The organism is Pseudomonas migulae NBRC 103157, assembly GCF_002091715.1.
Classification (GTDB): domain Bacteria; phylum Pseudomonadota; class Gammaproteobacteria; order Pseudomonadales; family Pseudomonadaceae; genus Aquipseudomonas; species Aquipseudomonas migulae_A.
Map to the genome: position 1 here is coordinate 84,682 of NZ_BDAG01000026.1, position 13,918 is coordinate 98,599.

General features: G+C 59.9%; 13 protein-coding genes. 5 read left to right on the top strand and 8 right to left on the bottom strand.

The features are described from left to right. Window positions 1-103: 103 nt before the first annotated feature. The gene (locus PMI01S_RS19455) at window positions 104-1,216 is read right to left on the bottom strand and encodes a cytochrome P450 (RefSeq protein ID WP_084321709.1); all 1,113 of its coding nucleotides are present in this window, start codon (window positions 1,214-1,216) and stop codon (window positions 104-106) included. 82 nt (window positions 1,217-1,298) lie between these two features. Here PMI01S_RS19455 and PMI01S_RS19460 point away from each other — a divergent pair, with 82 nt between their 5' ends. Beyond that, window positions 1,299-2,063: an ArsR/SmtB family transcription factor gene (locus tag PMI01S_RS19460; RefSeq protein WP_084321710.1), complete on the top strand. Its 765-nt coding sequence runs from the start codon at window positions 1,299-1,301 to the stop codon at window positions 2,061-2,063. On the opposite strand, the gene PMI01S_RS19465 is transcribed toward PMI01S_RS19460, so the two are convergent. After that, window positions 2,060-2,668 carry a LysE family translocator gene (locus PMI01S_RS19465; RefSeq protein WP_084321711.1) on the bottom strand — a complete coding sequence of 203 codons (609 nt, stop codon included), beginning with the start codon at window positions 2,666-2,668 and terminating at the stop codon, window positions 2,060-2,062. The two genes, PMI01S_RS19460 and PMI01S_RS19465, sit on opposite strands and share 4 nt — an antisense overlap. Window positions 2,669-2,762: 94 nt before the next feature. On the opposite strand from PMI01S_RS19465, the gene PMI01S_RS19470 reads away from it, so the two are divergent. Next, complete coding sequence (locus PMI01S_RS19470; RefSeq protein ID WP_084321712.1) at window positions 2,763-3,701, top strand: LysR substrate-binding domain-containing protein; 939 nt, start codon at window positions 2,763-2,765, stop codon at window positions 3,699-3,701. Window positions 3,702-3,776: 75 nt separating this feature from the next. On the opposite strand, the gene PMI01S_RS19475 is transcribed toward PMI01S_RS19470, so the two are convergent. The 5 genes from PMI01S_RS19475 to PMI01S_RS19495 all read right to left on the bottom strand — a co-directional run bounded on the left by PMI01S_RS19475 (window position 3,777) and on the right by PMI01S_RS19495 (window position 10,020). After that, on the bottom strand, window positions 3,777-4,796 hold the full coding sequence (locus PMI01S_RS19475) for a branched-chain amino acid aminotransferase (RefSeq protein ID WP_017339477.1): 1,020 nt from the start codon (window positions 4,794-4,796) through the stop codon (window positions 3,777-3,779). 270 nt (window positions 4,797-5,066) lie between these two features. After that, window positions 5,067-6,449 (bottom strand): dihydrolipoyl dehydrogenase, encoded by a 1,383-nt coding sequence (lpdA, locus tag PMI01S_RS19480; protein WP_084321713.1) that lies wholly within the window; start codon window positions 6,447-6,449, stop codon window positions 5,067-5,069. A 3-nt stretch (window positions 6,450-6,452) separates the two neighbouring features. Then, window positions 6,453-7,724 (bottom strand): dihydrolipoamide acetyltransferase family protein, encoded by a 1,272-nt coding sequence (locus PMI01S_RS19485; protein ID WP_084321714.1) that lies wholly within the window; start codon window positions 7,722-7,724, stop codon window positions 6,453-6,455. Beyond that, window positions 7,725-8,783, bottom strand: coding sequence for an alpha-ketoacid dehydrogenase subunit beta (locus tag PMI01S_RS19490; RefSeq protein WP_084321715.1), 1,059 nt, complete (start codon window positions 8,781-8,783; stop codon window positions 7,725-7,727). It abuts the gene before it with no gap. Window position 8,784: 1 nt separating this feature from the next. Further along, on the bottom strand, window positions 8,785-10,020 hold the full coding sequence (locus PMI01S_RS19495; protein ID WP_084321716.1) for a 3-methyl-2-oxobutanoate dehydrogenase (2-methylpropanoyl-transferring) subunit alpha: 1,236 nt from the start codon (window positions 10,018-10,020) through the stop codon (window positions 8,785-8,787). 185 nt (window positions 10,021-10,205) lie between these two features. Between PMI01S_RS19495 and bkdR the strand changes: the two genes are divergently transcribed. After that, complete coding sequence (gene bkdR, locus PMI01S_RS19500) at window positions 10,206-10,694, top strand: Bkd operon transcriptional regulator BkdR (protein ID WP_084321717.1); 489 nt, start codon at window positions 10,206-10,208, stop codon at window positions 10,692-10,694. 99 nt (window positions 10,695-10,793) lie between these two features. Here the strand turns inward: bkdR and PMI01S_RS19505 are convergent, their stop codons facing one another. After that, window positions 10,794-11,657, bottom strand: coding sequence for an MBL fold metallo-hydrolase (locus PMI01S_RS19505; protein WP_084321718.1), 864 nt, complete (start codon window positions 11,655-11,657; stop codon window positions 10,794-10,796). Window positions 11,658-11,818: 161 nt separating this feature from the next. On the opposite strand from PMI01S_RS19505, the gene PMI01S_RS19510 reads away from it, so the two are divergent. Beyond that, window positions 11,819-12,625, top strand: coding sequence for a sulfite exporter TauE/SafE family protein (locus PMI01S_RS19510; protein WP_084321719.1), 807 nt, complete (start codon window positions 11,819-11,821; stop codon window positions 12,623-12,625). 175 nt (window positions 12,626-12,800) lie between these two features. Beyond that, on the top strand, window positions 12,801-13,918 hold a 1,118-nt coding region (locus PMI01S_RS19515), incomplete at its 3' end, for a porin (protein ID WP_084321720.1).

Sequence of the window (13,918 nt, forward strand, 5' to 3'; positions counted from 1 at the left end):
CCTCGCTGACTGATATCACCCTGACTCTATGGAGAAAGTCCTCCGTGATAAACGCATGGCCAGTCATTTCACCTTTAACGCCATGTAACTAATAGCGTGCCCTTTATGAGAACTGCGGAATCCGGCCGTTGAGGGAAGGGCGGTAGTGCCAGGTCAATCGGTCCAGTGCGGGTCTCAACGCCAGAATCTGCGTCAACGTGGCACTGGCGATGTTCATGGCGAGCGTCTGGCCCGGGCATTGATGACGCCCTGCACCAAAGGTGAAACTGCGCCGCTGCGCACGTTCGAACAGGAACGTGTCAGGCTGGTCATTGAGTTGCGGGTCACGATTGGCCGAGGCCAGCAGCACCAGAATCACATCGCCGGGCTGCAGGCTCACAGCATCGATTTCACAGGGTGCGGCGACGAACCGGCGGGTGTTTTGCACCGATGGATCGAAACGCTGGGCTTCGGCCACCAAGTCGTCAATGTTGATCGAATCGTTCAGCCACTGCGGGTTTCGAATCAACGCCGACAACGCGTTACCGATCAGGCCGGCGGTGGCTTCATAGGTCTGGGAGAGCAGGCCGATGAGATTGGCGATCATTGCATCGCTGTCGGAGGATGTCCCCCCAAACCGCTGGCGAATACCGGCGAGCAGGGTGCTTTGATTGTCCGGATCATCCAGTAACTCAATGAAATAGCCGCTCAACTGTTCCGCCGCCACATGGGCTGCGTCCAGTTGCGTCTGATCGCTGAGGGGCGACAGGCATGCGACAAAATCCGCGGTCAGCTCACTGACGACCCGGCCCTGTGCAGGCGTGAACCCCAGCAGCGCCGCCACCACGCAAGTCGGGCCACGGAACATCGCCTTGTGCAGTCCATCAATGTGCGGGCTGATCAATCGCGCGCTGACCAGCGCAGTGATCTCATCCCTGTCGATCATCGCCAGCCCTGGCTCAATGGCCGACCTCGGGCAACGCTGGCGTTCGCCTTCATTCATCCGCATCAACTGACTGAAGACTTTACCGGCCACACCGCGGGCAATCACCTTGGGCACGGGCTCATGAGCCGGCCGCACATGGCAGTCGGCATGCGCGAGCACCGCAGCGACAACCTTGGCGCTGCAGGCTACCCAAAGTTTCAATCCTTCGTGGAAAACCAGCCCGCCTTGAGCGCGCAATTGCGCGTAATAAGGATAAGGGTCGTCATGAGTCGCAGCGATGATCGGGTCCATGGGTCGCAGCCTTGATCGTGATTGAAAAAGTGTTGCTACTATCTCCAGTCCGAAAGGCCCTTGATTCGTCCGGGAACGAAATATGAACGTAGAACCACACGACATCGGCGTTTCTCAAGTGGCCGCAGCGATTGCGGAACCGGCCCGTACCAGAATCCTCTGCTCATTGATGGACGGCCACGCTCGCACCAGTACCGAGCTGGCGGCGATTGCCGAGGTCAGCGCTTCCACCGCCAGCGCGCACCTGGCCAAACTCAAGGAACTGGCGCTGTTGCGCCTGCATGTCCAGGGCCGCCATCGCTATTACAGCCTGGCGGACAAGCGCGTAGCCCAGGCACTGGAAGCATTGATGGTGATCGGCCAGAACACGGCGCCGACCTTCAACTCGCGCACGCCAGACCGTCTGCAATTTGCCCGTACGTGCTATGACCATATGGCCGGCACACTGGCCGTGTTACTGCATGACCGGCTGCTGGAAAAAGGCTGGTTGCTGGAAACCGACGAGCAGGCCTATCGGCTGAGCGACAGTGGCGAGCAGTTATTCGAAGGATTGGGGATCGAGGTCAAGGACCTGAACACGTTGCGCCGCCGCTTCGCCTGCCCCTGCCTGGACTGGAGCATGCGCCGGCCGCATCTGGGCGGTTCGTTGGGGGCGGCGTTGCTGCAAACGGCGATCAAGCGCCAATGGGTGACTCAAGACCTGGACAGCCGCGCGCTGGCGTTAACGGCAACGGGGCGAAAGGAACTCAGCAGCCGGTTTGCCGTTGAACTGCCGGTGCAGGTCACGACAGCACAGCCCGCGTCCACCGAGAGCAAGCGCCGCGCGATCGCCAGTTCTGCGCCTTAGCGACTGGCCGAGGCCATCAGCACACCGAAACCGGCGAAGGTCACGCCCGAGACTTTCGCCGCCAGCCAGGAACCTTTCGGGCTCGATAACCAGCCTTTGGCGGCATTGGCGAGCAAGGCATAGCTGCCATGCACCAGGACAACCAGTACGGCATAGGAGGCAACGAGCTTGAAGAACTGGGTGGAGAATTGCGCCGAGGTGTCGATGAATTGCGGGAACACCGCCAGAAAGAAAAACACAGCTTTGGGGTTCAAGAACTGGATGGAAGCCGCTTCAAGGAAGCGATAGCCCGGACTTGAGGGGCGCGTTTCAAGCAGCGTGCTGAAACGATCCGAGCGCCAGTTTTTGTAACCCAGGTACAACAAATAGGCGGCCCCTGCGTATTTCAATGCGGTAAAGGCGTTGGCGGAGGTGCTGAGGATCAGGCCGACACTGGTGGCGCTGATGGTGGCGACGACAAACGCCCCCGACGCGATCCCCAGAATGCCCGGCACCGCCCCTGTCCATCCGTGGCGCACCGCGTTGGAAAGGGTCAGCACCACGCCAGGCCCCGGGCTCAAAATGGCCAGGGCAGCAAACAGTAGAAAGAGTCCGTAGCTGTTCATGTCTTGCTCCGTCAGGTGGTGCTGGCAGATTGGCGCGACGACGTGGGCGTGACAAACACTTTAAATGCAGCGCATAGGTGACTAAATTAGACGCATGACTAATCAACTACCGCCGCTTAATGCTGTTCGCGCCTTCGCCGTTGCGGCTCGTCATCAGAGTTTCAGCCTGGCGGCCGAGGAGCTGCATGTCAGTCACAGTGCCGTCAGCCGACATGTCAAATTGCTTGAGGAACACTTGGGGGTGCTGCTGTTCGAACGGCGTGTCCGTCAATCGGCGCTGACACCGGCCGGTCAGCGCTTTTATGAGCAAGTCAGTGCCGGGCTGGCGCAGATCGCCAACGCCGCCGCTGCGCTCAAGCAACATGCCTCACTGCCGACCGTAAAGATCAATGTCCGTCCCTCCTTTGCCATGCTCTGGCTGATGCCCAGGCTGGAGGATTTCATTGCGCAGCACCCGGACATCAAGCCGCAGGTGATTACCCAGACCCAGGCCCCGGATCATGCACGCGACGGGTTTGACATTGTCATACGCCGTGGTCGTGACGATTGGGCTCCGGCGATTGAGGCGCGAGCCCTCTTCGAAGACGAACTGATGCTGGTCGCGGCACCGTCGCTAATCCAGCGCCTGGCCCTTGAAGACCTCACGTCCCTGGGCCGGCACACGTTACTGACCGCTAAGGCGCGTCGCGAAGACTGGCACAATTGGGCCCTGCACTTTGGTCAAAACCAGTCAGCCACTCAGGTCACCCGGCAGTTTGATCACATGCACCTGGTGCTTGAGGCCGCCGTGGATGGACAGGGCATTGCCTTGTGCCCGACCTCTTTGCTGGGCACCCACCTTTCGAGCGGTCGCCTGATTTGCCCGTTGCCCGAGTTGCGAATGCCATTGCCGCGTTATTTCTACGGTGTTGTGCCGGATGTGACGGCGCAGACACGGGTATTTGTTGAATGGTTGTTTGCCCGGCTTGAAAAGGATGCCGGTCAGGTAGGAGGTGGATCGCAAGGTGATTCGCCTGCAAATGTCCGGTGCTGAAAAACGACCGGCCAACAAAAAGCCCACCCGACGCATTCGCGAGGGGTGGGCTTTTTTAGTGCCTGAAGCGCTGGATCAAACCTTGACGATCCAGCCTGCTGGCGCTTCGATCTCGCCAGTCTGTACGCCCGTCAGCTCTTTGTAGAGCTTCTGGGTAACCGGGCCGACTTCGGTTTCGCTGTGGAACACATGCAGGTGGTCGTTGTAGCTGATGCCGCCGATCGGGGTGATCACGGCAGCCGTGCCGCAAGCGCCGGCTTCCTTGAAATCGGACAGCTTGTCGATGAACACGTCACCTTCAACCACTTCCAGGCCCAGACGCGTCTTGGCCAGTTCGATCAACGACAGACGGGTGATGCCCGGCAGTACCGACGGCGAGTTCGGGGTCACGAACTTGTTGTCGTGGGTGATCCCGAAGAAGTTGGCCGAGCCGACTTCCTCGATTTTGGTGTGGGTCATCGGGTCCAGGTAGATGCAGTCGGCGAAATGCGCTTTCTTGGCCTGGGAGCCGGGCATCAGGCTGGCGGCGTAGTTGCCACCGACCTTGGCCGCGCCGGTGCCTTGTGGGGCGGCACGGTCGTAGCTGGAGATCAGGAAGTTGTGCGGGGTCAGGCCACCCTTGAAGTAAGCGCCGACCGGAATGCAGAAGATCGAGAAGATGAATTCCGGTGCGGTACGCACGCCGATGTTGTCACCCACGCCGATCACGAACGGGCGCAGGTACAGCGCGCCGCCGGTGCCGTACGGCGGGATGAAACGCTCGTTGGCACGGACCACGTCCTTGCAGGCTTCGATGAACTGCTCGGTGGACACCTGTGGCATCAGCAGGCGTGCGCAGCTGCGTTGCATGCGTGCAGCGTTCTGGTCCGGGCGGAACAGGTTGATCGAGCCGTCCTTGCAACGATAGGCCTTCAGGCCTTCGAAGCACTGCTGGCCATAGTGAAGGGCTGTGGAGCCTTCGCTGATGTGCAGCACATTGTCTTCGGTCAGGGTGCCTTTGTCCCACTCGCCATTACGCCAGTGCGACAGATAGCGCTTGTCTGTCTTGATGTAATCAAAACCCAGCTTGTCCCAATTGATGCTTTCGTTACCCATGACACCCTCTATCACTTAACAACCGCCGAAACGGTTCAAGGCTTCTGACGTTTTTTGGATGGGGACAACAATACTTCATTCCGGGCCCATTTCGCAGCCCGGACTATCGGGTGATTGGCATATAAATGCTGTCGCCCTTGAGAATTCGCGAGCAAGCCGGCTCCCACATTCGATCTCTGTTTGCCCTGGAGCCTGCAAACACCGCAGATCCAGTGTGGGAGCGGGCTTGCTCGCGAAGGGGCCGCCACTATCGCCATCAATCTCCCGGAATCACATATGCAGTGCATGCCCCAAAGCACGCAAAGCCGCTTCCTGAACCGCTTCACCGAGCGTCGGATGGGCATGGATGGTGCCGGCAATGTCTTCCAGCCGCGCACCCATTTCCAGGCTCTGGCCAAACGCGGTCGACAACTCCGAAACACCTACACCGACCGCCTGCCAACCGACAATCACATGATTGTCCCGGCGAGCGACGACCCGCACGAAGCCGCTTTTCGATTCCAGCGTCATCGCCCGGCCATTGGCGGCGAACGGGAAGCTCGAAACGATGCAGTCCAGACCCGCCGCCTTGACGTCGTCCGGGGTCTTGCCGACCACTACCAGTTCCGGGTCGGTGAAGCACACGGCCGCGATAGCGGTAGGGTTGAATTCGCGGGTTTTACCGCTGATCAACTCGGCGACCATCTCGCCCTGAGCCATGGCCCGGTGCGCAAGCATCGGTTCGCCGCTCAGGTCGCCGATGGCGTAGACGTGGCGCATGCTGGTCTGGCAACGGTTGTCGATCTTGATCGCCGAGCCGTTCATGTCCAGATTCAGTGCTTCGAGATTCCAGCCCTGAGTGTTCGGTTTACGGCCCACAGCCACCAGAACCTGATCGGTTTCCAGGTTAAGGGCGTCGCCGTTCGGGTCGATAATCTGCAATGTATTGCTATTAGAATCAAAGCCTTGGACGCTATGCTTCAAGTAAAGCTTCACGCCGAGTTTTTTCAATTCATCGTGAACAGGCTGGGTCAGTTCGGCGTCGTAGGCTGGCAGGATTCGATCCTGCGCCTCGACCACGCTGACGTCGGCACCGAGCTTGCGATAGGCAATCCCCAGCTCCAGACCGATGTAGCCGCCACCGACCACGACCAGCCGTTTCGGCACCGACGTCGGCGCCAGGGCTTCGGTAGAGGAGATGATCGGCCCGCCAATCGGCAGCATCGGCAGGTTCACGCTTTTCGAACCGGTGGCCAGCACCAGGTGTTCGCATTGAATGCGCGTGTCGCCAACTTCTACGGTTTTACCGTCAATGACTGTCGCAAATCCTTGAATAACCTGAACTTTGTTTTTCTTCAGCAGCGCCGCAACACCCGTGGTCAGGCGATCGACGATGCCGTCCTTCCACTCGACGCTTTTGCTGATATCGAGGGTCGGCGCCGAGACGCTGATGCCCAACGCAGAATGTTTGCTGTGGTGTTGCGTCTGGTGGAACTGCTCGGCAACGTGGATCAACGCTTTCGACGGAATGCAGCCGATGTTCAGGCACGTTCCGCCCAGCGATTCGCCTTCCACCAGAATGGTCGAGATGCCCAACTGACCGGCACGAATCGCCGTCACATAACCGCCAGGACCGCCGCCGATGATCAGCAGCGTGGTGTTCAAAATCTGCATGCCTTACTCCACAAACAAGGTAGCGGGTTGTTCGAGCAAGCCACGAACGGCCTGGATGAATTGCGCCGCGTCCATGCCATCGACCACGCGGTGATCGAAGGAGCTGGAGAGGTTCATCATCTTGCGAATCACGATCTGGCCTTTGACCACCATCGGGCGTTCGACGATTTTGTTGACGCCGACGATCGCCACTTCAGGCAGGTTCAGCACCGGGGTGCTGACGATTCCGCCCAATGCGCCGAGGCTGGTCAGGGTGATGCTCGAGCCGGACAACTCATCGCGGCTGGCCTTGCCGTTACGCGCGGCGTTGGCCAAACGGGAGATTTCGGCGGCGTTGTCCCACAGACTGCGGGCTTCGGCGTGGCGCACTACCGGCACCATCAAACCGATGTCGGCTTGAGTGGCGATGCCCACATGCACCGCGCCAAGGCGGGTGATGACCTGGGCTTCGTCGTCGTAACGGGCGTTGATCTGCGGGAAGTCACGCAGGGCGACGACCAGGGCACGGACCAAAAATGGCAACAGGGTCAGCTTGCCACGGGTCGCGCCGTGTTTTTCGTTCAGGTGCGCACGCAGTTCTTCCACGGCCGTGACGTCGATTTCCTCGACATAACTGAAGTGGGCGGCACGCTGAGTGGCGTCTTGCATACGCTGGGCTATCTTGCGACGCATGCCGATGACCGGGATTTGTTCTTCATCATTACGCTGAGCGTATGCGGCGGTGGCGGTCGATGCATTCGACTGACCTTGCGCCAGATAGGCGTCGAGGTCTTCGTGCAGCACGCGACCGGCAGGGCCGGTGCCACGCACCAGACGCAACTGGATGCCGAGATCAAGTGCATGTTTGCGCACGGCCGGGGACGCCAACGGGCGTTCATCGGCTTCGCGAGCCACCATCGGGCCTTGGCATACGGCTGCTCGTGGCGCCGCAGCAGGGGCTGGTTTGCTTTCCACAATGGCTTCGACTTTCGGCGACGGTGATTCTTTCACAGCGGCAACCGCAGGCTGAGCCGACTCTTTAACGTTGCCCGCGCCTTCGACTTCGATGCTGATCAGGATGCTGCCGACCGCCATGACTTCGCCGGGCACGCCGCCCAGCGCAATGACCTTGCCATGCACTGGCGAAGGGATGTCGACCATCGCCTTGTCGGTCATCACATCGGCCAGCACCTGATCCTCGACGACCATGTCGCCGACCTTGACGTGCCACGCCGACAGTTCAACTTCTGCAATGCCTTCACCGATGTCCGGCATTTTAATAACGTGCGTGCCCATTCAGACCTCCATAACCCGTTTCAAAGCCGCGCCCACACGGGTCGGACCAGGGAAATACGCCCACTCTTGCGCGTGCGGGTAGGGTGTGTCCCAACCGGTGACGCGTTCGATCGGCGCTTCCAGGTGGTGGAAGCAGTGCTCTTGCACCAGGGCGACCAGTTCGGCGCCAAAACCGCAAGTGCGAGTCGCTTCGTGAACGACCACGCAACGGCCGGTTTTCTTCACCGACTTGACGATGGTGTCCAGGTCCAGTGGCCACAGGCTGCGCAGGTCGATGACTTCAGCGTCGATCCCGGTTTCTTCCGCCGCGACTTGCGACACATAAACGGTGGTGCCGTAGGTCAGGATGGTCACGTCCTTGCCGGGACGGGTGATGGCGGCGACGTCCAGCGGCACGGTGTAGTAACCGTCCGGCACTTGCGCAGCCGGGTGTTTCGACCATGGGGTGACCGGGCGTTCGTGGTGACCATCGAACGGACCGTTGTACAGGCGTTTCGGCTCGAGGAAGATCACCGGGTCATCGTTTTCGATGGAGGCGATCAGCAAGCCTTTGGCGTCGTACGGGTTGGACGGCATGACCGTGCGCAAGCCGCAGACCTGGGTGAACATCGCCTCGATGCTCTGGCTGTGAGTCTGCCCACCGTAGATGCCGCCGCCGCAAGGCATGCGCAGGGTCATCGGTGCGGTGAACTCGCCGGCCGAGCGATAACGCAGGCGGGCGGCTTCGGAAATGATCTGGTCCGACGCCGGGTAGACGTAATCGGCGAACTGGATCTCGGCCACCGGGCGCAAACCGTAAGCGCCCATGCCCACGGCAACACCAACGATGCCGCTTTCGGAGATCGGCGCGTCGAATACGCGGGACGTGCCGTACTTGTTCTGCAGGCCTTCGGTGCAGCGGAACACACCACCGAAATAGCCCACGTCCTGGCCGAACACCACGACGTTGTCGTCACGCTCAAGCATCACATCCATGGCCGAGCGCAGGGCCTGGATCATGGTCATGGTGGTCGTGGTCATGGCGGTTTCCGGTTGAATATTGTTGTTGTGATCGTTCATGTCAGATCCCCAACTCTTGACGCTGGCGCTTCAAGTGCTCCGGCATCTCTTTATAAACGTCTTCGAACATGGTCGCGGCGCTCGGAATCTGGCCGCCGGCGAGGGTGCCGTACTGCTCGGCTTCTTTTTGCGCGGCGATGACTTCAGCTTCCAGTTCGGCGCTGACGGCGACGTGTTCCTCTTCGGACCAGTGGCCGATTTTCACCAGGTGCTGCTTCAGGCGCGCAATCGGATCGCCCAACGGGAAGTGGCTCCAGTCGTCGGCAGGACGGTATTTGGACGGATCATCGGATGTCGAGTGCGGGCCGGCGCGGTAGGTGACCCATTCGATCATGGTCGGGCCAAGGTTGCGGCGGGCGCGCTCGGCGGCCCAGGCGGAAGCGGCGTAGACCGCATAGAAATCGTTACCGTCGACGCGCAGGGAGGCGATGCCGCAACCGACGCCACGACCGGCGAACGTAGTGGCTTCACCACCGGCAATCGCCTGGAAGGTGGAGATGGCCCATTGGTTGTTGACCACGTTGAGGATTACCGGAGCGCGGTACACGTGGGCGAAGGTCAGGGCGGTGTGGAAGTCCGACTCGGCAGTGGCGCCGTCGCCGATCCAGGCCGAGGCGATTTTGGTGTCGCCCTTGATCGCCGAGGCCATGCCCCAGCCGACAGCCTGGACGAATTGGGTGGCGAGGTTACCGGAAATGGTGAAGAAACCGGCTTCCTTGACCGAGTACATGATGGGCAACTGACGGCCCTTGAGCGGATCGCGCTCGTTGGACAGCAACTGGCAGATCAGGTCCACCAGCGGCACTTCACGCGCCATCAGGATGCTTTGCTGGCGGTAGGTCGGAAAGCACATGTCGTCGATGTTCAACGCCAAGGCCTGGGCGCTGCCGATGGCTTCTTCGCCAAGGCTTTGCATGTAGAACGACATTTTTTTCTGACGCTGGGCGACCACCATGCGGTTGTCGTAGATCCGCGTCTTGAGCATGGCGCGCATGCCCTTACGCAGGATTTCTACCGGTACGCCTTCGGCCCAAGGACCCAGGGCATTGCCCTGATCGTCGAGCACACGAATCAAGCCGCTGGCCAGATCGGCCGTGTCGGCGGGTTCAACGTCGATTGGGGGTTTGCGCACCGTGCCGGCATCGGTCAGATGCAGGTAGGAGAAGTCGGTTTTACAGCCTGGACGGCCCGAGGGTTCAGGGACGTGCAGACGCAGCGGTTCGTACGCTTGGTTCATGGCTTCTACGCTCGATCTTGTGAATTTCTTGTAGTGAGCTGACTGTCATTTCTCTGTGGAGAAAATCTTGTCCTACAACAATCATAGGCCCGGCCAAGAAGAATATTTCTCTCTGTTTCGTTGCGCTTGAGATCATTTGAGGATAAAAAATCTTCATAAACATAAAAAACAGGTGGTTTTGTCTCATGCGCAAACTGGACCGTACCGATATCGGCATTTTGAACAGCCTTCAGGAGAACGCTCGCATCACCAATGCCGACCTTGCGCGCTCGGTGAACCTGTCGCCGACGCCGTGCTTCAACCGGGTCAAGGCGATGGAAGAATTGGGCCTGATTCGCGAGCAAGTGACGCTGCTGGATGCCGATCTGCTGGGGCTGCATGTGAACGTGTTCATTCACGTCAGCCTGGAAAAACAGGTGGAGGAGGCGTTGCACCATTTCGAGGAAGCGATCTCGGATCGCCCTGAAGTGATGGAGTGCTACTTGATGGCGGGGGATCCGGATTATCTGATCCGGGTGCTGGTGCCGACCATTCAGTCGCTGGAGCGTTTCATGATGGACTTCCTGACCAAAGTCCCCGGCGTGGCCAACATCCGCTCAAGCTTTGCGCTCAAACAGGTGCGTTACAAAACGGCGTTGCCGTTGCCGGCGAATGGATTGACTCTGTCGAATTGACCTGCCAACCCCTTCAACACCACAAAACCTGTAGGAGCCGGCTTGCTGGCGATGGCGTTTGTGAGATCGCTATCGCCAGCAAGCCGGCTCCTACAGGAGTCAGAGTTTGTTCAGAGGGATCTTCAGGTACGTGACGCCGTTCTCCTCGGCCGGTGGAAAATTCCCCGCTCGCACGTTCACCTGGATCGCCGGCAGCAGGAGCGTCGGCATGCCCAACCCCGCATCACGCTGAGTGCGCATCGCAACGAACGCTGCTTCATCGATACCGTCATGGACGTGAATATTGCTTTTGCGCTGCTCGCCAACCGTTGCCATACACCGGGATTCGCGGCCTTCGGGCGGGTAATCGTGGCAGACGTAGAGACTCACGCTGGCCGGAAAGGCCAGCAACTTCTGGATCGAGGCAAACAGCTGATTGGCATTGCCGCCGGGAAAGTCGCAGCGCGCGGTGCCGACGTCAGGCATGAACAGCGTGTCGCCCACCAGAATCACATGACTGCCGATCAGGTAAGCCATGTCCGCCGGCGTATGACCGGGTACATGCAGGGCCGTGGCCTTGAGGTTACCGATCATGAACGATTCGTCCGGGGCAAACAGGTGATCGAACTGCGAGCCGTCCACCGCAAATTCCGGTTCAAGGTTGAACAGGCTTTTGAATACCCGTTGAACCTTGTTGATCGACTGGCCAATCGCAATCCTGCCGCCCAGTTCCCGGCGCAAATAAGGCGCGGCGGACAGGTGATCGGCATGGGCGTGGGTTTCCAGCAGCCATTGCACGCGCAGGCGGTGTTCGCGGACGAAGGCGATGATTTTATCCGCCTGGGTGGTGGCGGTGCGCCCGGCAGCCGGGTCGTAATCAAGTACCGGGTCGACGATCGCACACTGGGCGCCGTCGGCTTCGTAGATCACGTAACTGTAGGTCGACGAGGCAGGGTCGAGGAAGGCTTCAATCAAGGCTGGCATGGTGGCTGATTCTTTTGGGACAGGCCTTGAGGGTAGTGTCATTTTCCCTGTGCTGACCAGCCCTGCGATCATTCAATTGATGTAAAAAGTTGCGCGGGATCTATCCTGTCAGTCATCGATACCGGGCGTTCCCGGCTTTTTTCATGGATTACGAGCGTTCTATGTTACTGGCAAGTTTTTTTGGTTTGGCCATGGGCCTGGTCCTCGGATTGACCGGTGCCGGTGGTGGCATTCTCGCTGTCCCGGCCCTGGTGCTGGGGTTGGGTCTGACCATGACTCAGGCGGCACCCGTCGCCTTGTTTGCGGTGGGAAGCGCGGCGGCGGTCGGGGCGATTGACGGGTTGCGCCATGGTCTGGTGCGTTACCGCGCAGCGCTGTTGATTGCATTGCTGGGGGCGATTTTTACCCCGGTCGGCATCTACTTCGCCCACCAGTTACCGGAAAAGATCCTGATGATTCTGTTCAGCCTGCTGATGGTCATGGTGGCCTGGCGGATGCTGCGCCGCGAGCGCCAGGACGAAGGCCCGAGCGATCACGGGCACGCCAGCTGGGGCCAGAAAAACTGCATGCTCGATCAACAGACCGGACGCTTTTCCTGGACCGCCAAATGCACCGCAACCCTGGCGGCGCTCGGCGCGGTGACCGGCGTTGTTTCCGGGTTGCTCGGGGTCGGCGGCGGGTTTCTGATCGTCCCGGCGTTCAAGCAACTGACCGATGTGCAGATGCGCGGGATTGTGGCGACGTCCCTGATGGTGATCAGTCTGATTTCCGCCATCGGCGTGATCGGTGCGTTTCATGCCGGGGTGCGGATCGATGGCCTGGGCGTGTCGTTCATCATCGCAAGCGTGGTCGGCATGATCATTGGCCGACAGCTTTGTGCCCGGGTCCCGGCCAGGGCCCTGCAGATCGGCTTCGCCAGCGTCTGCGTCGTGGTCGCTGCCTACATGCTGTTCAGAGCCGGCGTCTAACCGTCTTACACCTTAAGTTCCGGGCCCTCGTCGCGGCCCGGTCTTACGTCGAACTTGCTGCACTCCACCGGCCACGCCAAAGCACTTCAAAACCACCTCCAAGGCAGCGTATGACGCCGCCGGTCAGCTTTCGATAATCGCCTCCGACATCCAGTCCCCCGCTGCGGAGCGCGTCATGCACAACAATAAGAATTTCAAGCATCGTTACTTGCCAGCTTTGATCGCCAGTCTGTCGACCCTCGGTGTGAGCTCGATTGCCGAAGCCGAGATCATGCTGTACGACAAGGACCAGACCACATTTTCCACCGACGGCTACATCAACGCGTTTTATGTGAACAGCGATGTGGACCGTGCCGGTGAGCAATACGATCGTCGCCAGGCACGGGTCAAAATGGGTTTTCTGCCCAACTACCTCGGCTTCAACATGAGTAAACAGGTCGATGACCTCAAGCTCGGCGCCCGGTCCTCGTTCTGGGTGACCATCAACGACAGCGAAACCAACGGCACCGACACGGCCATTGATGTGCGGCAGTTCTATGGCACGGTGGCCAACCCGGAATGGGGCGAAGTGCTGATCGGCAAGGACTTCGGCCTGTTTGCCCGTTCCAACATCCTGCTGGATGAATTGCTCGCCGGTTACGGTCAGGTCAGCGATACCCTGGGGCTGGTGGATGGTGGCGGGGTGTCGTTCGGCAACATTGGCAGCGGTTATCCGTATCCGTTTCCGACCTCGCAGATCACCTACCGTACCCCGGTGATGGACGGCTTGCGGGTGGCGGTGGGGATCATGGACCCGGTGGACACCAACGACAGCAGCCCGACGGGCAAGGCGTATCAGGAGAACCCGCGGACCGAGAGCGAGATCACCTATCAGTTCGACGTCGCCGGAGCGAAGATTTACAGCTGGGTCAACGGCAGCTACCAGACTTCGGACAATACCGACGCTACGGTTCAATCCGTCACGTCCAAAGGTGTCGGGTACGGCGTTCAAGCGAAAATGGGCGGGTTGTCACTGACCGGTTCCGGCTTCCAGGCCAAGGGCATCAACCCGTTCTTCACCAACAACGCCGGCGAACCGACGTTGCGCAACGTCGACAGTGACGGTTACCTGTTGCAGGGCTCCTACAAACTGGGGAAAAACCGCCTGGCCTTGTCCTACGGCAAGACCAAGGACGACGGCAACGGCGTGGTCGGCAGCGGCGCGGACTACGAGACTCGCGGCATTGCGCTGTTTCATGACGTCAACGACAACCTGAAGCTGGTGGCCGAGTACAACCAGTTCGAAATCAATGG